This window comes from Rhodococcus sp. A14, from assembly GCF_011603105.1.
Classification (GTDB): domain Bacteria; phylum Actinomycetota; class Actinomycetes; order Mycobacteriales; family Mycobacteriaceae; genus Rhodococcus_F; species Rhodococcus_F opacus.
In genome coordinates, this window is sequence record NZ_JAAOQS010000149.1 from 1 (window position 1) to 19243 (window position 19243).

Here is a 19243-nt window from a genome sequence, read left to right on the forward strand (position 1 = left end):
CCCCCACCCCCGGCGGAACCCGCCTGACCTGGACCGCACCCCTGCCCGAAATGTCAGGGGCGGGCTAATCAGACGGTGTCGGTCCCGGCTTCGAGGACGTGCTCGAGGCCCGTCCAGATGGTGCGTTCCTGCCGCCGCCCGCAACGGGTTCGCATCGCACCTGTCCGGTAACGACCGCACCCTTCATGACGCTGCGGGACGCCAGCAGGTGAGGGCGGTCGAACCCGGTGTACTCGACGATCACCGCGAGTGGTTTGCCTCGGCGAAGAATGGTTGCGTGGAACCGTGTCCCCACCCCGATCGGCCCGTCGGTGATCTTGATCGAGTCGGTCATGGCTGGGTTGTAGCGCACCTCGTTGCGCTGATCGGCCACGAAGTCGAAAACCTCCTCGACCGGTCGAGCGATGTCGAGGCTGCCGCGGACCCGGACCATCGCCGGTCAGACCGCGGGGACGAGTCGGACCAACACTGCTTCGCCTCCACGGTGAGCTCGGCGGCGCGCACGAGGAGGGTGTGCCTGCCGACCCCGACCCACCGGAACAGGAGAAGTGAGCAGGCCCACCACTGCGGGCCTTCCGGTGTCGCACTCCGACATATTCACGGCACGATGACCGCACGTCCGCGTAACGTTCCGGCCAGCAGCCGCCGGTACGCCTCCACCCCGTCGTCGAGGTCGAACCGCTCCACCGCAATATCGAGCACACCCTGACGAGCCAGTTCGACGAGTTCGATCAACTCGTGCCGGGCACCCCAATAGGGAACGGCGACATTGGTCTCGTAGGCGCCGCGGAAGAATCCGACCTGGGCAGCCGCCTGCCCGTCACCCAAGCCGACGATCGCGACGTCGGAACCGACCCCGGCGACGGCCATCGACAGATCCAATGTCGGCTGCATCCCCACGAAATCCAGTACCAGCGCCGCCCCGGCCGGTCCGGTGAACCTGCGCACCCCCTCTGCGGCGCCGGCATCGCTGCGCAGCACCTCGTGCGCACCCACTGACCGGGCCAGCTCGAGTTTGTCCTCGCTGACATCGAGGGCGATCACCCGTGCCGGCGACAGATGCCGCAGAAGTTGGATGGCGACGTGGCCGAGACCGCCGGCCCCGATGACCACGGCGCTGGAGCCGGCCCGCAGCTTGCCCAGCGATCGTGTGATCGCGTGATACGGGGTGAGTCCGGCGTCGGTCAACGGAACCGTTGTCACCGGGTCGAGTTCTCCGATCGGGACGAGATGCCGCGGCGAATCGACGATCATGTACTCGGCGATCGCCCCGGGGGCACCGAGCCCGGGCGGGACGATACCGAGATCCGCGGCCCGGGAACAGTAGTTCTCCATGCCCTGCGCGCAGTGCCAGCATTGCCCGCACCCCCAGGGCCCGTAGACCAGGGCATTGACTCCGAGCAGACCGTCGTCCACACCGGCCCCGACCGCGGCGACGCGGCCGGCGCCTTCGTGCCCGAGGGTCAGCGGCAGACCGAACGTGTACTGCTCACGCGGCAGCCCCATCAGGAATGCATCGGAGTGACAGACCCCGGCAGCGGTGACCTGAAGCAGCACCTGCCCGGGCCCCGGCTCGGGAGTGGGGATGTCGACGAGCTCGGGCTCACGGCCGATGGTTCGATACTGGATCGCCCTCATGCATGCTCCTCCGGTCGCGTGGATCGACGTGTTCCCTCCGAGCATGCGCGCCTGAAACACGTCCGGGCAGCACAACGGCAGAAGGCGAGGACGCTCCGGTGACTTCTGTTGTCGTGTGCGAGGCACCTATTCCTCACCGACCCGGACTGTCTGCATCTCGATTGTGATGTGGGCCAGCGTGTCTCGTGTCAGCGACGCTGATAGGTCAGTGACCAGGATTGCTGTCCGCGGCCAACCTCATGCCAACCATCATCCTCGATGGTGCGGCGCAGCTCCGCCAGGGACGCCGTCATCCCCGGCGCCCACGCTTCCTGCGGCGGGACGGTGCCCCACGTGCGGGGAACCGGGAAGGTGGAACTGACATACCGAGGCCGGCCGTCGACGACACCGACGAACCGCATGTACGCGTTCCCCGATTGCGAGGCCAGGGTCGCCAACAGCGCAGCCCACCAGTGCCGCGCCCCGACCTCTTCCAGCTCGACCCGCAGCATCTTCGGTTCTGCCGCCATGCGGCCCATTGTGACTTCCTCACTCATGCACACACAGGACAATCGGACCGGCCGCCGGGTCCCCGGTGGCGCTGCCGCCCGTTCACTCGACTGCGCGCGATGTATGCGCACGTCGACACCCCGGTGTGAGCCGGGAGGAAGGGTGCGGACGAGCACCGCACCCGGCGCACTTCGGCCGCTGTCTCGGCGGGCTTTTCGACCGGCGGTGTCAGATCAGTATCGAGGCAACGGCAACGGCAACGGCAACGGCGACGGCGAGGAGGACGAGGAGTCCGGCGGCCGCGGCGATGAGCGCGGACCCGGTGACCATTGCGGTGGGCACGGTCGCCGCCGTCGCGGCACCGAACGCGAATCGCGGTGCCATGTAACCCGGTAACGCGGGACTGTCGTCGAGTCGGGCGGGTCGCAGAGAAGACGGCGAGAACATCGGTTCCCTCTTCCCTCCGTGGCGCTGCAGGCTGCAGCCTATCCGGGGCTGTGTCCAGTCTTTCGCTGCTCCCGGTGCGCGCGTAGAGGACAACGTCACCAACACGCCCCGTCGAACCCTTCGGTCCGTGTCCGGCGTCGCCGCAGCCAGGAAGGCGACTCGGCTTCGTCGTCGGTGACGTCGAGGGTGAGGACATCGTCGACCGTGACGGTGAGGGTGATCGTGCCCGTTCGGGCGTGGGCGTGAGGACGTGGCCGAGCGCTTCCCGCAGAACGGCTTCGGTGTGGTCGGCGAGGGGACCGGCGATCACGGTCAGCGGCTCAACCAGACTCGGCCGCTGCTGCTGCCCGCCCGCACCGGCCCTGCCATTCAGGACTACGTCCGACAGTTCGCCGCCCGCCGGCAACCCACACCGCCGCACCAGCCCCGTGCTGACAACCCGCATCAGAGGTCACACCAAGGCGTCTCCTCGCATGCGGGACACTCGTTTTGATGCGGGGGTCAGCGGTCCTGGGTGATCGATGCCATCAGATTCCGGGCCACCTCGGACAGTGTGGTGTTCGTGCGTTGCGAGACCTGCACCAGATGCTGGAACGCCTCCTCCGCGGTGACGCGGTGCTCCGCCATCAGCACACCTTGGCCTGGTCGATCTCCGCCCGGGACCCCAACACGACCTCGAGTTGTGCGATCGTCTCACCGGCCGCCTGCCAGCGGCGGGCGTTGCTGATCGCGGCCGCCGCCGCGGTGGTCGGCAACCGCATCAACTTCTCGTCGAACGGATCGAATGCCTCGCCCCGGTCACTGTAGACGTTGAACGAGCCGACCAACTCGCCCGGTACCGTGCTGTCGACGACCAACGGGACCGACAGGCACGCACCGATTCCGGCCCCCGCGGCGGCCGCAGGCGAACTCCGGCCACTGCGCGGCGTGGTCCCCGACGACGGCCCGGACCGCTTCCCGGGTGCGAGCGGCGTCCAGACACGCACCGATCCGCCGCATACTGCTGCCCAGCACCGTCTCGAGGGGTTCCTCGGCGGCCGCCGCCGACCGCAACTCATCCAACGCACCGGGAACCGCGTCGCGATGAACGAGGTGCGGGTGCCCTGGAGCTACCGACCGTTTCCGCCCTCACCGGACTGCCCAGCGAATCCGAGCAGGTGGTCTTACCTGAACACCGGGACCGGAAACCGATCGGATCGCAGCCATCGACCCCCTACTACCGCAGGCGCCCGGACCTGCGCGCCGCGAACCCGGGCCATCGCCGGTCAGTTCGCGGCAACGAGTCGGATCAACGGGATGCGTCGGGTGGTCCGCTCGGGGATCCGGGCGTAGGACGGAGCGATCGCCACCACCCTCGGCCACCACTGCTTCGCCTCCGCATCGGTGAGCTCGACGGCGCGCACGAGCAGGCGGTGCCCGTCGACCTCGACCGTCGCCGCGGGAGTCGCCGTCAGGTTGTGGTACCAGGCAGGATGTGTCGGGCGGCCACTGTTAGCGGCCACGACGATGCGGTCGGCGCCGTCGGGGAAGTACTGGAGCAGAACCGACCGAGCCAGCCCGGTGCGCCGGCCCCGGGTCGTCAGCACCAGGACTCGTCGCCCCCACGGCCGCACGATGCGGCCCCTCGTCACGCGATAGAGCCACACCCCGAACCGGCCGAACCGGGCGTCGAGATCGTGCTGAATTCGGGCCTTCGTTTGCTCACTCACCACCGTGCTCACCCATCTTTCGGCCTCGAACCGGAGGGGCCCGGCGAGCCGCGGTACGTGGAGCATGCCGCCATCGCCCATCACGTCCGTATGCACCGGCCGTGCCATTCCCACTCTGCTGCGCTATGGACCGCACCGCAATCCCTACGCCGCCGAGGTCGGCCCGGATCTGGTCGAATTGTTTGAGCAGCCGCGGCGGGGTGCTCACACCGGCGATGAAGTATTTGTACTGCTCGAGGAAGGAGGGAGTCGAGTTGATGTTTGCAGGCGGCGCTGATGCTGCCAGCGTCAGTGAGCACCGGGGGAGGGCAGGGTACTGAGCCTGCCGGTCATCACCTCGCACACCGGCTGACTATGGAGGCGCTCCCTGAGCAAACCTAGCGTTTGACCAGTAGAGGCGACATGTTCCATCGGTGTGCGTGGTGGGTGCGAAATTGATTACATGGTCATTTGAGTGTTCGGGTTGTCGGTTGCTGCCGAGGTACGCGAGCGATTGCGGTGGCGAGTACGGCTACGGTGGCGGCGACGGCCGCAGCGATGGCGGCCGGCCGCGAGTTGAGGCCGTCGCCGGTGGTTGGGGCCACCACTATCCAGGCAAGGCCCCACACGATCGCGGCTGTGACGGTGACGCGTCCGTGGCCGGCGACGGCGAGGAGGATGGCGACCAGGGCGACGGTGGTGAGGACGAGTACGGCCCAGGTGTCGGGTCCGAGTCTGAACGGATCGATGTCGGCGGCAGCCAGTGTTGCGGCGATGTTGGCGACCACGGCGACGCACACCCAGCCGAGGTAGACGTATGCGGTGGCGTCGACGACGACCGCCTCGACGCGGCTGGAGGGCCTCTCGGTGGTCAGGACCCCGAAGGCGACCGTCAGCACGGCGAGGAGGGCGATGATGACCAGGACACTGAGCCAGAGCTGTTCGAATTGGACGCAGGTTATCCATGCCGCGTTCAGGATCATCGAGGCGGCGAGCCACCACCCGAGGCGCCGTTGTCGAACGTCGGCGCGGTGGGCGGGTAGGGCCTGCCAGATCGCGTGCGCGATGAATCCCAGATAGATCAGTGTCCAGATCGAGAAGGCGGGCCCGCCGGGGGCGACGGCGGTGGCGTCCGCGGCGAGGGCGCCGTCGGCGACCTGGGCGATCGGGGTTCCCAACAGCGCCCCCGAGCCGATGAAGGAGCCTACGATCGCCACTGCCGCGGAGATGATCACGACGAGCACCCGGGTGCCGTCGTGACCGGGCTGTTCGATCGATCGGCTCATGGCCACCCTTTTCCGGTAGGAAGATCCGTCGTCAACGCCCTGTCTCAGGCGTTCTGAGCGCCATCGTGTCGAGCCTAGTGATGGGCGAGAAGTGCTGCGGCGCTTCTAGGGTCGTGCGGCGATCGTGTCGTATCCGAGTGTCCGAATCGCGTCGTGTGCGGGGCGGCCGGGGAAGCGAGCCGCTGGCGGTCGTGACCGTGACGGCGAACCTGGCCGCCGCAGGGAACCACTGCTCGGCCGCGACGTCGAACGGTGCGATGGACGCGTGTTTTCATAGCTCGATGTCGATCCCCCATACGGGGCCGACACCGTGATGAGTGCGGATCCGCCGAGTCATCGGTGGCCAGAGTCGGCAGCTGGTGTCCGCTGTGCGGCGCTCTGGCGTTCGAGCCGGCGGGGACGGGGATAGGAGTTGCTCAACGGTATCCCTTGCCCCTACCTGGTGTGCGTTTCGTCTGGTAGCGCCCACGCGACACCGCCGCGGATTCGCGGCCGCGGCGGCGGGGTTTGTGCGGTATCGCCCGAATCCGGGTGCGGGTTGCTTCCTGGGAAATGCGCGTTATCGTTGAGGGCAGAGGTTGAGTTCACAGCCCGGCAGACAGTGTCCGTTCCCGGCTACGATTCTCAGCCCTTTCTTTTTTGGGTTTTTCGGGTCGGTCCCACCCCGGAGGAACCTCATGACCTTTTCCATTCCGTTGTCGACTCTCCGGCACAGGTGAAGTCCTGGTTAGCGGACACCTGGCGGTCGAACACCATCGCTGCCGGGGCCACCGAATTCCGCATCGACATCGACGAATCCCCCGGCGGCCCGGTCGTGATCCGGGTGGCCGGGAACGTGGACGCCGGCACCGTGCCGGTGCTGTCGGCCTGTCTCGGCGAATCGGTGCTGACCGGTCACAGTGTCGTCGTCGACCTGCTACATGTTCCTTTTCTCGGGTGCCCCGGGTTGGCAGCATTGCACCGCACCGCCACCGATCTGTCGGCGCAGCGGTGCCGCCTGACTTTGGCCGCATCCGCCGATGTGCGCTCGATCCTGGACCGGATCGGCATCGGTGCAGCGGTGCCCTGCTTCGACACCGTCGCCAACGCATTCCACGCCGCCCGCTCACCCCAGACCTCCGCCGGCAGCGAGGATCCGATATTTCCGATCCTTGGTCCATCGAACTGCTCTCACACAGTCCTCGCCGTGGGTCCCGGTTGCCCCGGAGGGCAGAGCGTTGCCCGATGACAGCGCCGTGCCGATGCACTGTGGCTACTGCCCGGTTGGCCACCCGATGGATTACCCACCACCTCGGCCCGGGCAACCGAGTTCGCGTCAGCCCAGGGTCCGGACCCGTTGTGCGGCAACCGGTGCACCGAACCACCAGGGGCGCAGATGGCCACGGACATGACGGAGCTGAGCCGAATGGTGGCCTTCGAATTGCGGTGGTGCGCCCACGGCGGCGGACCGGCCGAGGTCATCATGGCCGATTTCGGGATGGACACCGCGGCGTTCTTCCGGACACTGGTCGCATACCTCGACGTCGCTGCGCTGGCACCCCTGCGGCCGGTGCTGGTCGAGCGAATGACCACCGTCGCCCGTCGACGGCTCTGGCTGGGCACCTGATCCGCCGAACAGGGCGCACGGTGCTTCATGTTGTTGTCCAACCGATGTCACTACACGTGGCACGTTCGCCGCGCAAAATCCGAAACTGAGATGAGTGACACCGATCCCATGACTTCTGTACCCGCTCGTGCGCCGAGCACTGCGTCGGCTTCCCGCCGTGAAAATTCGCTGCGGACCGGGCTGTCCACCGACCGTGATTACGGAGATTGGCGCATCCTGGGGTCGTGCCGGAACGTCGAGTCGTCGTTGTTCTTCTCCCCGGAGGGGGAGCGCGGCCGCGACCGGGCGCGGCGCGAAGCGCACGCCAAACGCGTCTGCCAGGACTGTCGGGTGCTCATCGAATGCCGCGAGTACGCCCTGGCCGTTGCCGAACCGTACGGAACGTGGGGTGGGATGTCCGAGGCCGACCGCAGACGGCGCACACACCGGCGTCGGCGACGAGATGCACGGACCAGCGCCGAGCGCCTACTCTGACAATCGACGACGTCCGCCCTCACGCCGAGGGCGGCTTCCACCATCAGGTTGCCGCGCGTTGACCCATGGTTTCTCACCGACGAGGACTACGACCTGAGCCTCGAGGCGAGTTGATCGTTGAGAACGCTGATGTCGTGTCCAATTCGGTGTGGTATCCGAGGTGATCACGATCTCGTGTGGCGCAGCCCTAGAAGGGCACCGGGGTTGCGAGCAGCCCGTTTCCGGGTTCCCGCCCGGAGAGGATGCGGCAGAACTCGAGGGCGTCGACCTCGAGGGTTTCGCCGTCGGTGCCCGACGACCACGCACCCCCGACGGGACCGGTGAGGTGCAGCCGGAACGGTTGTCCGTGGCGCCCCGCCCACTCGCGTGCCATGTCGGCTATCAGTTCGCCGTCGTGGTCGGCGGACAGGCGCAGCGGTCGGCCGATGGCCCGGCTGAGATCCACACGATGCATCCAGACATCGCGGGTGAGGATCACGTCGGTGACGAACCCGATGGACCACCATTCGCTGATTCCTCCGATCGTCTGCGGTTCGGGCATTCGGTGTCGGCGAATGATCGCGGGTGTGCGCCGGCGTCCCTTCGCTGCGCCGCGGCCGATGGCGTGGAATTGCTTGGTGATCTGCGCTGGGGTCAGCGCGGCGCGCTCTGGGACCTGGAGGTCGGTGAGTTGATCGATGAACTCACCTCCGCCGTGGGTTGCGAGGGCCTTGTGCGCGAGCCTCTGTTGCCGGCGGCCCTCGCGGATCGACGATGCATACGCCGCCATGCCGAGGACGTGGCACGCAAGCTGTCGCACATCCCATGCGGGGCAATCGGTTTGACTCGACCACTGTTCGGGAGTCAGCGAGGTACCGGGGCGTGGGCCGGACAGACGGTGACCGTCTGGGTCGACAAAGACGGCAACTACATGGCCGCCCCGAACACCGCCACCGACAACGCACTCGGGGCCATCGGCGCGGCACTCGGGTTCCTGATGCTCGGAACGGTCGGCTGCGGCCTGCTCCTACTCGGGGTCCATTGGCTGCTCGACAAACACCACCGTTCGCAGTGGCAGCGGGAATGGCAGGGTCTCGGGCACGCACCGGGATGGTCGGTCAACTGACCCGGACTGGCCGCAGGCGCGGTGCAGAGGTTGTATCCGTCGCGCGGCCTCGGGCAGATCATCATCGACGTCGCCACCTGCCGGGGTCCAACGCCTCTAGAAGTACGTGTCGGACGGTCGTAGGTTCGGCGGCAAGCCCAGCGATGACGCCGACCCGACGGGGTCGGGATGCCATTAGCCGACCGCGCGGAGCACTGCGCGGCAGTCCTAGGGCGACGAGGTGCGACAGGGTCAGGTGGTCCGTATGAGAAAGAGTGTCGAACGGGTGTGGCTCAGCAGCTACGCAGAAGGCGTTCCAGCGGACATCGAAATCCCGGAGACGTCACTGGTCGACATGTTCGACGCCTCGGTGGCAAGGTTCGGGCCCAGACCGGCGCTCGAGTTCTTCGCAGCGGAACTCACCTATACCGAGCTCGATGACCGCGTACAACGTGCGGCCGAGGGACTGCGGCGCCTCGGCGTCAGCCACGGTGACCGGGTGGCTCTGATCATGCCGAACTGCCCCGAACACGTTGTCGCGTTCTACGCCGTGCTGCGGATCGGCGGTGTGGTGGTCGAGCACAATCCGCTCTACACCTCTCGGGAGATGGCGCACCAGCTTGCGGACCACGGTGCAAAGGTCGCAATCGCCTGGGACAAAGTGTGCACGATGCTCCGCGAGTTCTCCGGCGAGACGGCCCTCCAGCACGTCGTTGCGGTGAACATTACGCAATCGATGCCCCTGACCAAACGGATCGGCCTGGCGTTGCCCATCGCGAGGGCGCGGAAGCTTCGGAACGAGTTGACCGCTCCGGCGCCGGCAGCGGTTCCGTGGAAGCAGCTGCTGACCAAGGGGCGAATCGATCCGGCTTATCCCCGACCCACCGTCGGTGATCTGGCGGCGGTGCAATACACGAGCGGCACCACAGGCACCCCGAAGGGCGCCATGCTCAGTCACCGGAACCTCGCCGCCAACGCCGAGCAGGGACGCGCGTGGGTTCCAGGACTTGTGGACGGCGAGGAGGTTGTATACGCCGTTCTCCCAATGTTTCACGCCTACGGGCTCACGCTGTGTCTGACGTTCGCGATGAGTATCGGCGCACGCCTGGTGCTGTTTCCGAAGTTCGACGTCGACCTGGTGTTGGCCGCAGCGAAGAGACATCCGCCGACATTTCTCCCCGCGGTGCCACCGATATACGAGCGACTCGCGCGTGCCGCACAGGAGCGAGGTGTGGACCTGACGTCGGCTCGTTACGCGATCTCCGGGGCGATGCCGTTGCCGGCAGCGACACTCGAACTGTGGGAAACGGTCACCGGTGGGTTGCTCGTCGAGGGCTACGGGCTCACCGAGACGTCTCCGGTCGCGCTCGGAAATCCGATCGGGCTCGCGCGTCGCCCAGGTGCCGTCGGAGTTCCTTTTCCCAGCACCGAGATTCGGGTCGTGCATCCCGACAATCCCATCGATGATGTGGAGCCAGGGGAACGCGGCGAGCTGCTGATTCGAGGGCCTCAAGTGTTCACCGGGTACTGGAACAAACCCGAAAAGACGCGGGAAGCGCTGCTCGAAGGCGGCTGGTTCCGAACCGGCGACATTGTCCAAGTTGATCCTGGCGGCTTCGTCACGGTTGTGGATCGCATCAAGGAACTGATCATCACCGGTGGATTCAACGTCATGCCGTCCGAGGTGGAAGAGGCGCTGCGACTGTTCCCCGGAGTGACCGACGTCGCCGTTGTGGGCCTGCCGACACCGAGCGGCAGTGAAGAAGTGGTCGCGGCGGTGGTTGCATCGGAAAGCGAGTTCGACGCCGAGGCGGCGCGGGAGCATTGCCGAACCCATCTGACGGCATACAAGGTGCCTCGGAAGGTGGTGGTGGTCGAAGATCTACCGCGTTCCCAGATTGGCAAGGTTCTGCGTCGCGTGGTGCGCGAGTCGTTGATGAAGACCTAGAGGTGTCCCGTAAGAGTTCACGGCGAAGCAATCCGACAAGGAGGCCGAGATGGGGTTGGTGACGATCGCGACCGATGTGGCGAAGGGTTTTGGGTCGCTGGTAGGAATTCGCAGCGGCACCGAAGAGCCTCGCTACGACGTCCAGGAGAAGATTCGAGGCCTCGAGATCCGCCGGTACGGTCCGCGTGTCGCTGCCGAGACCACGGTGCCCGGAGACGAGGAGAGTGCCCGTAACGCAGGGTTCCGGCGCCTGGCCGGATACATCTTCGGCGCCAACGTGAGTAAGTCGAAGATCGCGATGACCTCGCCGGTATCCCAGGTCGGCGGTCCGGGCGACTCGTGGGTCGTCCGGTTCTACATGCCGTCGAAATGGACGATGGAAGCTTTGCCCATTCCCAAGGACCAGAACGTGGAACTCGTGGAGGTCCCCGGTGAGACGGTCGCGGCGCTGCGTTTCACAGGCGACCGCGGCCCCGGGGCGGTCGCTGCGCGCACCGCTGAACTGCTGCGCGCGTTGGATGACACCGCGTGGGTCCCGAACGGTGAACCCGTCGCCTGGTTCTACGATCCGCCGTGGACCATCCCATTCCTCCGTCGCAACGAGGTGGTGGTCCGGGTAGCGGCGCGCTGATCCGCGGGCGAGGTGGCGACAGCCTTGCCGACAACGATGACGACCTTCGCGGCCGCTTGCAGGGCAGCGTGAAGGCACCGCCTCGAGCACACCGGGTAGAAAAAGGGGACCTTGGTAACCAAGTGAAGGCCCGGCGGCCCTGGGCGCATCCGCGCGATCGTCGTGTGATGGAAGGTATGAACACGAACGTTGGGTCGCAGCCACCGTGCTCCGGTCTGCGGTGGCGGTCGGTGCGCATCGACGGCCGGATCGCCCGGTACGGGGTCGGCGGCTTCGGGCAGCGGGTGCTGTTCCTGCACGGTTGGGGGCTCAGTGGAGCGGCCTACACCCGCCCGCTCGAGCAGCTGATCGGAATGGGTATGCGTGTGTATGTCCCGGCACTCCCCGGTGTCGGAGGCACCGCCCGTCTGCCGGAGGCGCAGAGAACTCTTCCCGGGTACGCCCACTGGGGGGCAGTTCGCCGACACCATTGGCCTGCCCCGGCCCGTGACCGTCGTCGGTCATTCGTTCGGTGGGGGCGTCGCGATCACCACGGCCCACCGATTGCCCGATCTGGCCGAACGTTTGGTGCTGGTCAATTCCATCGGCGGTTCCGCGTGGACCGACGGCCGCGGGGTGGTGCGCGCACTGCGTGATCGTCCGCTGTGGGACTGGGGTCTGCACCTGCCGGCCGATCTGCTGCCCGGCCGGCAACTGACTCGTGTCCTGCCGGTCGTTTTGCGCGACGCGGTGCCCAACGTGCTGCGCAACCCGGGCGCGGTGTGGGAGGTCGCCCACCTCGCCCGCACCGCGAACCTTGCCCCGGAACTCGCCGCTCTCGCCGAACGTCGACTTCCGATCTTCGTGGTGTGGAGCAAGCGGGACACGATCATCCCCGAATCCACGTCCCTGTCACTGCAGGCCGCACTGGGGGATCCGCACACGATCACCATGCCGGGCGGGCACGCCTGGCTGATGGACGACCCGCACGCCTTCGGCGAGCTCATCACCAACGTCATCCACCAGCCACTTCCCGCCGCGTTCGATCAGCCGGTCGCCGGCGCGTTCCCGGCTGCCGTGGCCGACGGCAGCGCCGCCTGACGCCGGTGCCGGTCGGGCAAGCCGTGGTGTTCGCGGGTGAGGTCTTCGGACCCTACAACCGAGCCGCACAATCGTCATACGGTCAGTGGTGTTCCCGAGGGGTCATCCACCCGAGGACATCACTTCGGAAGTACTCCCGGCACGGCCGCCCAGAATGCGATCTGACCTACCGGCCGGACCGGATGGGAAGGTGACACCGATGCCCGAGACAGACACTGCGGAATTGGTCGATTTCGAGCGCCGCTGGTATCGCCTCGGAGGCGGCCCCGCCGACGACATCGAAACCGAGTTCGGGCTACCCCCGGCCACGTTCTTCCGGCGGCTCGAGGACCTTCTCGAAACCGACCCACCCGAGACCCTCACCCCGTCCGAAGCCTCGGCGATGCTGCGGGTGTGCCGGCGACGACTGTGGCTCGATGAATAGACCCATGATGGTCGCTCCCGAATCACGCAAGCACCCCGTGCCGGCAGGGTCGGCACGGGAAAACGCTGCCGGTGATCTGGCGGTGATGTTCGGTGCCCTCTCGGTCGTGGCGTTCTGGGCCTTCGGAGTGGGTGTGCTGCTGGGTCTGGGCGCTCTCGTCGTAGCAGCTGTTGCCCGAGATCGCGCCCGCGCTACGCAGGAACCGATTCCCGTGGAGGCGGTCCTCGGCGTTCTGGCCGGGCTGTCCGGAATCACGGCCGGTGTGTTGTTCCTCGCCGCGGTCTTGCCCAACCTGTGACCCGGAGCGGGGCGGCAACAAGGGAAGTCAGCGGTGGGGTTTGCGGGTAATCATGAGAGGAGCCGGTCACAGCCGTGGGACCGGCGACCAGGCACGGGAGCACCGATACGGGCAGGTGTCATTTCTCTGCGGGGTGTTGTCTGTCGCCCTGTTCTGGGCGTACGGCATCGGTGTGATCGTGGGTGTGGGTGCGGTGACGGCCGGGATCACCGCCTACCGGACAGGTAGAAGAACACCCCATCGCATGCCCGTCGACGTTGCCGCCGGGATCACGGCCGGCATCACCGGCATCGTGAACGGTCTGTTGTTCCTTGCGGTCGTTCTCACCCACACATAGCCCGCCGAAGGCCTCGCCGCTGGCCGTCGCCGCCCTGCGGGTAACGGGCAATCAGCTGCTGGTAGTTCACGCTCACCACCGCGATGATGGCAACGACTGCTCCCATGGTCGGGATCAGCAGAGCGAGATCACCGCCCAGGGCTCGCAGTGCAGCCTCGATCGCGTACGCCACGGAGGATACGGGGTCCGCCATGACCGCGAACGCGAACGCGAGGAGCAGCAACGGGCGGGCGCTGAGCATGTGGGTGATCCGACCACGCGGGGCGGGAGTGAGTTCCGGATCTGTGTCACCGGACACGGGACTCCTTCAGCGGTCGACGACGGCACCGCCGACCATTACCCGGGCGGCCTCAACTCAGGGTAGGACGGGAGCATCGACGACGCTCATGGCAATCACCACCGGAGGGGTGGCCTGGATTCGTGGCTGGAGGGAATCCGCCGCCAGGCCACAGCGGGCGTCCTCGCTGCCGCCACCGCCGTCCGCGCACTGCACGGCTGCGCCCAGATATCGCGAATGGGCTTCAGCAAGTAGATGATCGCGTTGTGCACATGACTATTGCGCCTCCCATTCGGATGAAGTCTGCACCAACGACTAGCTCCTCTGGGGTCCGTGCAGGGAACTGCTGAAACTGCCACGCTGCTCGCGGATACGGCATGAGTCCGGTACACCGGTTCGACGTCACCCCACGTGCGGTGGGTCAGTGCAGGTCCCGCCGTCGAAAGCTCCACAGGGCCACCGCCGCGCAGACCACGAAAACGGCAATCGGAGCGAGGAACGGCTCGAGCGCGATTCCCTGCGCGAGCATGTTGCGGCCCCCGTACCAGTGCCAGGGCGAGGCGAAGCGCAAGATGTGCAAGCTCTCGCTCGATGCCGCGACGGCGTTGAGGAGATTTCCCATCACAGCCACGGTTGCGGCCGTGGCGATCGCCACCGACCGTCGGCCCGTCCAGGCGCCCGCAGCAAACGCGATCGCACCGTGCATCAGCCCGAATGCGGTCGCCGCGAACACCGCCGCGACGAGCCCGGGGATCGATACGCCCTCGAGCAAGCCGAACGGCGGGGAGAACGCGAGGAGGCTCGCGGTGGTGACGATCCCAAGGCCGAGCGACAGCGCGACCACTGCGACTAATCGCTCGATCAGGACGCGTCCGCGGGTCACCGGGTTGGACAAGAGCAGTTCGAGGGTGCCGTCCTCCTCGCTGCCGCCGATCGCGTACGCGCCCGCTCCCACGGCGAAGATCAACAGCAGGACGGGCAGGATGAGGCCGAACAAACGTCCCTGCAGGTACCCCGCGGGCGAGGTGATGAGTATCTGGTCGCTCGAGCCGATCAGGGTCTTGAACGTATCCGGAAGGTCCTTGACGAGGTTCTCGATGCCCGTCACGTTCTTGATCGTCGGGTAGAACGCGTTGTTGACCGCCACGTAGGCAGCCACGCCGCCCGACCACCACACCATTGAGCGGCGCCGGTCCTCGAGGTAACGCCCAAGGACCCTCACGGGCTCGGCTCGTCCCGGTACAAGCTGAGGAAGGCGTCCTCGAGATCGGTCTCGTGGGTGACGATCCGCCGCACCGGCAGCGTCGCGGCCTGCTTGAGGACGGCGTCGACGTTCCCCTCGATGACGAGCCTGATCACCGTACCGGACGATGTAGCGCTGAGGACGCCCGGAAGGCTCTCGAACGGCTCGGCGCTTGCTTCGCGGGCAACGTACAGGTCGATGTGCTGGCGGGCTTGGCGCTGGAGCTGGTCGATGGCCGCCACCGTGACGAGCCGGCCCTTCCTCAAGATCCCGACCCGGTCGGCGAGCGCTTCCACCTCGGGCAGGACGTGTGAGGACAGGAACACCGTCGTGCCGTCGCGTTTGACGTCGCCGATCAGCTGGTGGAACTCGTGTTGCAGCAAGGGGTCGAGACCCGCCGTGGGTTCGTCCAGGATCAACAGCTCCGGACGATGCATGAACGCCTGCACGATTGCGGTCTTGCGGCGGTTGCCCGTGGAGAGTTGTCCGATCGGACGCACTGGATCGAGGTCGAAGCGTTCGAGAAGCTCGTCGACGTAGGTCGTGTCGACTCCACCGCGAAGGCGGCCGTAGAACGCGATCAGGTCTGCCGTCGTGTATCTGGGGTCGAACTGGAGCTCGCCGGGGATGTAGCCGAGCCGGCGGCGAATGGCCGGGTCGGCGCCGCTGCCACCGAGGACGGTGTAGGTTCCGGTGGACGGCCGGATGAAGTCGAACAGCATGCGGATCGTCGTGCTCTTCCCCGACCCGTTGGGGCCGAGATACCCGAAGACCTCACCCCGATGGACGTCGAGGTCGAGCGCGTCGACGGCGATAAGACCACCGAAGCGTTTCGACAATCCATGCATTTCGATGACGCTGTCGACCGCGGCCTGCTGAGGAGGGTGCCGAACGTGCGGCTTCGCAGTTTTCACGGTCTGGGCGCCGTCACGAGACACCGATGATCGGCATCGAGCGTGGCAGGGAGCCCGTTCACGAGAAACTACGTTACCGGCCCGAGCTTGCACTCGTACAACAGCGAATACATCAGCCCGTCAGAGAACCCGAGCACACTGTTCACCACCGGGTACCGGAGTTTCCACAACCGCGCCCTCGGTTTGGCGGCAGGGGGTGGAGCTGGTTGCGGTGCAGTCTGATCGGTGGCCGAATGGGTGCCGCCAGTCACGTCTGTCGGTGGGGTTGGAATCGGCGTTGACGTTCCCGCGTTGTTGTTCGGCGAGATGGTCGCGGTCCTGGCTTACGACGTCGGTTTCGTGGCGGGCGAGGCGGCCGCGTCGGGAGGTGCGGCGGGCACCGGCTAGTAGCAGGCTCAGGCCGAGGGAACCGACCGCAGCAGCGGCATGCACTCGCCGGTCGTGAGGGTCCGTCCGAGCCCTTGAAGGGCGGGGCGGCGGCGATCGGGGTCCATGGCGTCCTGCCTCACAAGGTACGTACTTCTCCAACAGGGAACGCGGTCCGATCCCATCCCAACTCTCCGGCGCCTCATGCAGAAGCCTGGCGCCGTACCCTCTTCCCGCTACGTCTCGGCCGCGTACTTGGTACCGCACGTCACTGCAGGGTTGTTTGGGGTGGCAGCGCGGAGGAGAGCCGAGGCAGTTAGGGCGGTTCAGCGGTCCGGTTCGTCGCTGAAGATGAGGCGGCGACCGGTGATTTCGGTGGGTGTGATCTCGACGTAATTGAACTTGGGGGTGGCCAGCCATGACCGCAAAGGCAACTCGTCGGCTGCGGCGACCTCGCTGAGCTTTTGGAGGCGACGCGCGGTGCCGTGGACGATGACGCTCCAGCCCGATTTCTCGGCTATTTCGTCCACCTCGAAGGCGACGTCCCGGTGGATGGTGAGCTCGACGAGCTTGGATCCCTCAGCGGTTCGGAAGTACACCTTGCCTTCGTGGACGACGTAGTTGACGGGAAAGATGTCGACCCGCCCGGACACGCTCAAGGCAAGCCGCCCCAAGGCGCCCGAGCTGAGCAACTGCCAGCTCGTCTCCGAGTCCAGTTCGGTGATCGGTTGCTCGGCTGATTCATCCGTGTCATAGCCCATGTCTGATGATGGCACCCGAAGACTGTCATTGTCAGAATGTTGGGCAAGCTGATGCCTCACCCCCGCCGGAGATCCGCCCGCAATGCGTTGACCGACGTCTACCTCGGTCGGATCGAATGGGCGAAGAATGCGGAGATCGACGTGGTCGCGCGCGGGGGTCACAGTCAGCGAAGTGAGCTCAGTCGATCTCGTCTTCGGTATGGCGCCCCGCGCCTCGAGTCCGTGCGAATCCCGCTGTCACCGTGCGCCCGTGGTCGTCCTGGGTCCGGCTCCTTGCCAGTGGAGCGCCGGACCCGGTCTCCGCGGTGCAGGTCTCCGAGGATCCGATCGGCGACCGTCACCTGCGGGATCACATCCAGGTCCGCGGGATCAGATCCAGGCGAGTGGCGACATACCGATGACCTTCGCACCCGGTCACCGTGTCAGTCCCGATAGCTCGGCGCTGGTGGGCCGCCGGTCGGCCCTACCAGGCGTAACCATTTGTCGTACATCCTCATCCATGTTCCGTGCGGTACGCACTCGTTCCGAGTGTTGCGTTCACGACGCGCACCAGGTCGTCGTTGCTCTTGTTTGTGACGACACCGTACGGCTCGAGTTCCAGGTTCGGGCCGACGAGCTCGAGGTGGGGATCCTGAGCTGCGAGGCCGGCGAGGATGGAGTTGTCGGTGCTGGCCGCATCGGCCGTGCTGCAGGGTGGTCAGGCAATCGTCCCAGTCGGGGACCGCGACGACCGTGGCGGTGGGTGCGACGCGCTGGACGGTGGCGAGGGAGGTGGTGTCGATGAAGGTGCAGACCCGTTTCCCGGCCAGGTCCGCCGGCGAGGAGATGCCGGATCCCTTCGGTACGAGCAGGCGCTGGAACGCCTCGAAGTACACGGTGGAGAATCCGACGCGTGCGGCGCGTTCGCATGTGATGGAGGTGGCATGGACTACGAGGTCGACTTCGTTGTTTTCCAACGCCTCGAAGCGCCCGGTAGAGGTCAGCAGTCGGAACTCGACGTTCGCCGGGTCTCCGAAGAGGTCGCGGGCGATTTCCCTTGCCAGGTCGATATCGAACCCCTGCAGGGTGCCTGTGGTGGGATCCCGGAAGCTGAGCAAGTTCGTGTTCTGGTCGGTTCCGACGATCAGCCGGCCGCGTGCGGCGATGGTGGCCAGCGCGGTGCCGGGTGGCGCCGTCTCCGGTCGCAATCAGGGATCGGGTCGCAGGCTCGACAGTGCGTCGCAGGTGGAGGGATCCTGTGGGACAGGTGGAACGACGCTCGGGGGCGGTAACACTTGGGCACCATCGGGCAGGTGGAATTGGGAATAGTCACCGGTAGGGGGCGGTGGAAGAACCTCGGGTACCCCACACGCCGCACACAACGAGACCGCCAGGAGCGCAGCGACGGACTGCCGTGGCGAAGCAGCCGGGGAGCGAACCCCGACACAGGAAAGCTCGGTATTGCGAGTTCGTCGTCGAACCGTGTCATCGGCCGGTGCTCGTTCGGTCGAGAGCGTGAGCTCGAGACCACCTGCACCTGCGGCAACGATGGCGAGACGGGATGTGCGCCGACATCGCGGCGGTGTCCAAAGCGGTGGGCCCTCTCACGTGCGGACGTCCGCAGCCTTGAACTGCCCCGTCTCCGGAGCCGCCACCCTGTCCGCGGGTGTCCCCGCCGCCTTCTTCGTGCGGTGGGATTCATCGGATTTCCAGGGTGACTCCGGCGGCAGGCGGGTTGCGTAAGTACGCGAAAATTCTTCGATCGCACGTTCTCGGTGGGGGTCATCGCGCCTCGATGACGCCCATCATGCCAAGGTCTTCGTGGTCGAGGATGTGGCAGTGATAGACGGTGCGGCCGGGGTAGTCGTCGAACGCGACGCGGACCGTCACCCGGTTGCGGGACGGGATGTTGACCACGTCCTGCCAGGCGATCTCGGTGACCTCCCGTCCGCCGGTGCGCAGGAGCTGCATCGGCCACACATGCAGGTGCAGCGAGTGCTCCATAGGCGAGTCGTTGACGAGGGTCCATTCCTCGACGGTGCCCACCCGTACCGTGTGGTCGGTGCGGTCGGGATCGTACTCGCGGCCGTCGATCGTGAACCGCATCCCGCCGGCGCCCATGGCCATTCCCATTCCCACCCCGAAGGTGAACGTCTTGGTGGCGGCAACGGTTTCGCGTCTCAGGTCACGCGGCGACGGCTGCGGGGGAACCGGAGCCGGCGGCGAGGCGGCAGCACCCGCGACCTCGACAGTGGCAAGGACCGTCCCCGTCG

26 protein-coding genes and 2 pseudogenes are annotated in these 19243 nt (G+C 66.6%); 12 read left to right on the forward strand and 16 right to left on the reverse strand.

Annotated features, from left to right (window positions below; genetic code table 11):
• Positions 1–64 precede the first annotated feature (64 nt).
• The 4 genes from G9373_RS41135 to G9373_RS41150 all read right to left on the reverse strand — a co-directional run bounded on the left by G9373_RS41135 (position 65) and on the right by G9373_RS41150 (position 2574).
• Positions 65–373, reverse strand: a complete 309-nt coding sequence (locus G9373_RS41135) for a hypothetical protein (RefSeq protein WP_259465597.1) — start codon at positions 371–373, stop codon at positions 65–67.
• Between the two features lie 224 nt (positions 374–597).
• Entirely contained in the window at positions 598–1638 is a 1041-nt protein-coding gene (locus tag G9373_RS41140) for an NAD(P)-dependent alcohol dehydrogenase (RefSeq protein WP_005565115.1), read from the reverse strand.
• Positions 1639–1826: 188 nt separating this feature from the next.
• Complete coding sequence (locus tag G9373_RS41145; RefSeq protein ID WP_231137833.1) at positions 1827–2147, reverse strand: hypothetical protein; 321 nt, start codon at positions 2145–2147, stop codon at positions 1827–1829.
• Positions 2148–2355: 208 nt separating this feature from the next.
• Positions 2356–2574, reverse strand: coding sequence for a hypothetical protein (locus G9373_RS41150; RefSeq protein WP_167120695.1), 219 nt, complete (start codon positions 2572–2574; stop codon positions 2356–2358).
• 250 nt (positions 2575–2824) lie between these two features.
• Between G9373_RS41150 and G9373_RS41155 the strand changes: the two genes are divergently transcribed.
• On the forward strand, positions 2825–3067 hold the full coding sequence (locus G9373_RS41155; protein WP_166680669.1) for a hypothetical protein: 243 nt from the start codon (positions 2825–2827) through the stop codon (positions 3065–3067).
• Between the two features lie 8 nt (positions 3068–3075).
• Here the strand turns inward: G9373_RS41155 and G9373_RS47210 are convergent, their stop codons facing one another.
• From G9373_RS47210 to G9373_RS48415, 5 genes and pseudogenes are all read right to left on the reverse strand, one after another.
• Positions 3076–3201, reverse strand: a complete 126-nt coding sequence (locus tag G9373_RS47210) for an ANTAR domain-containing protein (RefSeq protein WP_005264248.1) — start codon at positions 3199–3201, stop codon at positions 3076–3078.
• The gene (locus tag G9373_RS41160) at positions 3201–3560 is read right to left on the reverse strand and encodes a GAF domain-containing protein (RefSeq protein WP_054247775.1); all 360 of its coding nucleotides are present in this window, start codon (positions 3558–3560) and stop codon (positions 3201–3203) included. Before G9373_RS41160 ends, G9373_RS47210 begins: the two co-directional genes overlap by 1 nt.
• 279 nt (positions 3561–3839) lie before the next feature.
• The gene (locus G9373_RS41165; protein WP_240482936.1) at positions 3840–4283 is read right to left on the reverse strand and encodes a nitroreductase family deazaflavin-dependent oxidoreductase; all 444 of its coding nucleotides are present in this window, start codon (positions 4281–4283) and stop codon (positions 3840–3842) included.
• A 446-nt stretch (positions 4284–4729) separates the two neighbouring features.
• On the reverse strand, positions 4730–5548 hold the full coding sequence (locus G9373_RS41170; RefSeq protein ID WP_043788945.1) for a TspO/MBR family protein: 819 nt from the start codon (positions 5546–5548) through the stop codon (positions 4730–4732).
• A gap of 193 nt (positions 5549–5741) precedes the next feature.
• Positions 5742–5904, reverse strand: a pseudogene (locus G9373_RS48415) (N-formylglutamate amidohydrolase); the annotation flags it as partial.
• A gap of 359 nt (positions 5905–6263) precedes the next feature.
• Here G9373_RS48415 and G9373_RS41175 point away from each other — a divergent pair.
• The 3 genes from G9373_RS41175 (at position 6264) to G9373_RS41185 (ending at position 7628) form a co-directional block, all read left to right on the forward strand.
• Complete coding sequence (locus tag G9373_RS41175) at positions 6264–6776, forward strand: STAS domain-containing protein (RefSeq protein ID WP_259465596.1); 513 nt, start codon at positions 6264–6266, stop codon at positions 6774–6776.
• A 147-nt stretch (positions 6777–6923) separates the two neighbouring features.
• The gene (locus G9373_RS41180) at positions 6924–7154 is read left to right on the forward strand and encodes a DUF3263 domain-containing protein (protein WP_005565129.1); all 231 of its coding nucleotides are present in this window, start codon (positions 6924–6926) and stop codon (positions 7152–7154) included.
• A 90-nt stretch (positions 7155–7244) separates the two neighbouring features.
• Positions 7245–7628, forward strand: a complete 384-nt coding sequence (locus G9373_RS41185; RefSeq protein ID WP_081315274.1) for a WhiB family transcriptional regulator — start codon at positions 7245–7247, stop codon at positions 7626–7628.
• 187 nt (positions 7629–7815) lie between these two features.
• On the opposite strand, the gene G9373_RS41190 is transcribed toward G9373_RS41185, so the two are convergent.
• A complete protein-coding gene (locus tag G9373_RS41190) occupies positions 7816–8427 on the reverse strand; it encodes a hypothetical protein (RefSeq protein ID WP_259465595.1) in 612 nt (203 codons plus the stop codon).
• A 78-nt stretch (positions 8428–8505) separates the two neighbouring features.
• Between G9373_RS41190 and G9373_RS41195 the strand changes: the two genes are divergently transcribed.
• The 7 genes from G9373_RS41195 to G9373_RS41225 all read left to right on the forward strand — a co-directional run bounded on the left by G9373_RS41195 (position 8506) and on the right by G9373_RS41225 (position 13430).
• The gene (locus G9373_RS41195; RefSeq protein ID WP_005565134.1) at positions 8506–8733 is read left to right on the forward strand and encodes a hypothetical protein; all 228 of its coding nucleotides are present in this window, start codon (positions 8506–8508) and stop codon (positions 8731–8733) included.
• Between the two features lie 244 nt (positions 8734–8977).
• On the forward strand, positions 8978–10660 hold the full coding sequence (locus G9373_RS41200; protein WP_120659590.1) for a long-chain-fatty-acid--CoA ligase: 1683 nt from the start codon (positions 8978–8980) through the stop codon (positions 10658–10660).
• 49 nt (positions 10661–10709) lie between these two features.
• Positions 10710–11291 (forward strand): heme-binding protein, encoded by a 582-nt coding sequence (locus G9373_RS41205; RefSeq protein ID WP_054247781.1) that lies wholly within the window; start codon positions 10710–10712, stop codon positions 11289–11291.
• A gap of 486 nt (positions 11292–11777) precedes the next feature.
• On the forward strand, positions 11778–12371 hold the full coding sequence (locus tag G9373_RS41210) for an alpha/beta fold hydrolase (RefSeq protein WP_259465594.1): 594 nt from the start codon (positions 11778–11780) through the stop codon (positions 12369–12371).
• Between the two features lie 199 nt (positions 12372–12570).
• Positions 12571–12795 carry a DUF3263 domain-containing protein gene (locus G9373_RS41215; RefSeq protein WP_005264209.1) on the forward strand — a complete coding sequence of 75 codons (225 nt, stop codon included), beginning with the start codon at positions 12571–12573 and terminating at the stop codon, positions 12793–12795.
• Complete coding sequence (locus G9373_RS41220; RefSeq protein WP_147436995.1) at positions 12788–13093, forward strand: hypothetical protein; 306 nt, start codon at positions 12788–12790, stop codon at positions 13091–13093. The genes G9373_RS41215 and G9373_RS41220 overlap by 8 nt, the downstream gene beginning before the upstream one ends.
• Before the next feature lie 133 nt (positions 13094–13226).
• Complete coding sequence (locus G9373_RS41225; RefSeq protein ID WP_120659588.1) at positions 13227–13430, forward strand: hypothetical protein; 204 nt, start codon at positions 13227–13229, stop codon at positions 13428–13430.
• Here the strand turns inward: G9373_RS41225 and G9373_RS41230 are convergent.
• The 3 genes from G9373_RS41230 to G9373_RS41240 form a co-directional block, all read right to left on the reverse strand.
• Complete coding sequence (locus tag G9373_RS41230; RefSeq protein WP_240961035.1) at positions 13417–13728, reverse strand: hypothetical protein; 312 nt, start codon at positions 13726–13728, stop codon at positions 13417–13419. The genes G9373_RS41225 and G9373_RS41230 overlap by 14 nt on opposite strands.
• Before the next feature lie 400 nt (positions 13729–14128).
• Positions 14129–14929 (reverse strand): ABC transporter permease subunit, encoded by an 801-nt coding sequence (locus G9373_RS41235; RefSeq protein ID WP_346842913.1) that lies wholly within the window; start codon positions 14927–14929, stop codon positions 14129–14131.
• On the reverse strand, positions 14926–15798 hold the full coding sequence (locus G9373_RS41240) for an ABC transporter ATP-binding protein (RefSeq protein WP_240961036.1): 873 nt from the start codon (positions 15796–15798) through the stop codon (positions 14926–14928). Before G9373_RS41240 ends, G9373_RS41235 begins: the two co-directional genes overlap by 4 nt.
• 291 nt (positions 15799–16089) lie before the next feature.
• Between G9373_RS41240 and G9373_RS47990 the strand changes: the two genes are divergently transcribed.
• Entirely contained in the window at positions 16090–16251 is a 162-nt protein-coding gene (locus G9373_RS47990; protein WP_166680670.1) for a hypothetical protein, read from the forward strand.
• 305 nt (positions 16252–16556) lie between these two features.
• Here G9373_RS47990 and G9373_RS41250 read toward each other — a convergent pair whose 3' ends face one another.
• The 3 genes and pseudogenes from G9373_RS41250 to G9373_RS41260 form a co-directional block, all read right to left on the reverse strand.
• Positions 16557–16991: a pyridoxamine 5'-phosphate oxidase family protein gene (locus tag G9373_RS41250; protein WP_005257476.1), complete on the reverse strand. Its 435-nt coding sequence runs from the start codon at positions 16989–16991 to the stop codon at positions 16557–16559.
• Positions 16992–17413: 422 nt separating this feature from the next.
• Positions 17414–18364 (reverse strand): annotated as a pseudogene (locus G9373_RS41255) (glutamate ABC transporter substrate-binding protein).
• 388 nt (positions 18365–18752) lie between these two features.
• Positions 18753–19243, reverse strand: a 491-nt coding sequence (locus G9373_RS41260; RefSeq protein WP_167120697.1) for a multicopper oxidase domain-containing protein, incomplete at its 5' end; no start/stop codon positions are given.

What these genes read in the sequence shown, in the direction of transcription:
- G9373_RS41140 (WP_005565115.1), bottom strand. Translation starts at nt 1,638, where the DNA reads ATGAGGGCGATCCAGTATCGAACCATCGGCCGTGAGCCCGAGCTCGTC.
- G9373_RS41145 (WP_231137833.1), bottom strand. Translation starts at nt 2,147, where the DNA reads ATGGCGGCAGAACCGAAGATGCTGCGGGTCGAGCTGGAAGAGGTCGGG.
- G9373_RS41170 (WP_043788945.1), bottom strand. Translation starts at nt 5,548, where the DNA reads ATGAGCCGATCGATCGAACAGCCCGGTCACGACGGCACCCGGGTGCTC.
- G9373_RS41215 (WP_005264209.1), top strand. Translation starts at nt 12,571, where the DNA reads ATGCCCGAGACAGACACTGCGGAATTGGTCGATTTCGAGCGCCGCTGG.
- G9373_RS41205 (WP_054247781.1), top strand. Translation starts at nt 10,710, where the DNA reads ATGGGGTTGGTGACGATCGCGACCGATGTGGCGAAGGGTTTTGGGTCG.
- G9373_RS41200 (WP_120659590.1), top strand. Translation starts at nt 8,978, where the DNA reads ATGAGAAAGAGTGTCGAACGGGTGTGGCTCAGCAGCTACGCAGAAGGC.
- G9373_RS41185 (WP_081315274.1), top strand. Translation starts at nt 7,245, where the DNA reads ATGAGTGACACCGATCCCATGACTTCTGTACCCGCTCGTGCGCCGAGC.
- G9373_RS41250 (WP_005257476.1), bottom strand. Translation starts at nt 16,991, where the DNA reads ATGGGCTATGACACGGATGAATCAGCCGAGCAACCGATCACCGAACTG.
- G9373_RS47210 (WP_005264248.1), bottom strand. Translation starts at nt 3,201, where the DNA reads ATGGCGGAGCACCGCGTCACCGCGGAGGAGGCGTTCCAGCATCTGGTG.
- G9373_RS41150 (WP_167120695.1), bottom strand. Translation starts at nt 2,574, where the DNA reads ATGTTCTCGCCGTCTTCTCTGCGACCCGCCCGACTCGACGACAGTCCC.
- G9373_RS41220 (WP_147436995.1), top strand. Translation starts at nt 12,788, where the DNA reads ATGAATAGACCCATGATGGTCGCTCCCGAATCACGCAAGCACCCCGTG.
- G9373_RS41180 (WP_005565129.1), top strand. Translation starts at nt 6,924, where the DNA reads ATGGCCACGGACATGACGGAGCTGAGCCGAATGGTGGCCTTCGAATTG.
- G9373_RS41240 (WP_240961036.1), bottom strand. Translation starts at nt 15,798, where the DNA reads ATGCATGGATTGTCGAAACGCTTCGGTGGTCTTATCGCCGTCGACGCG.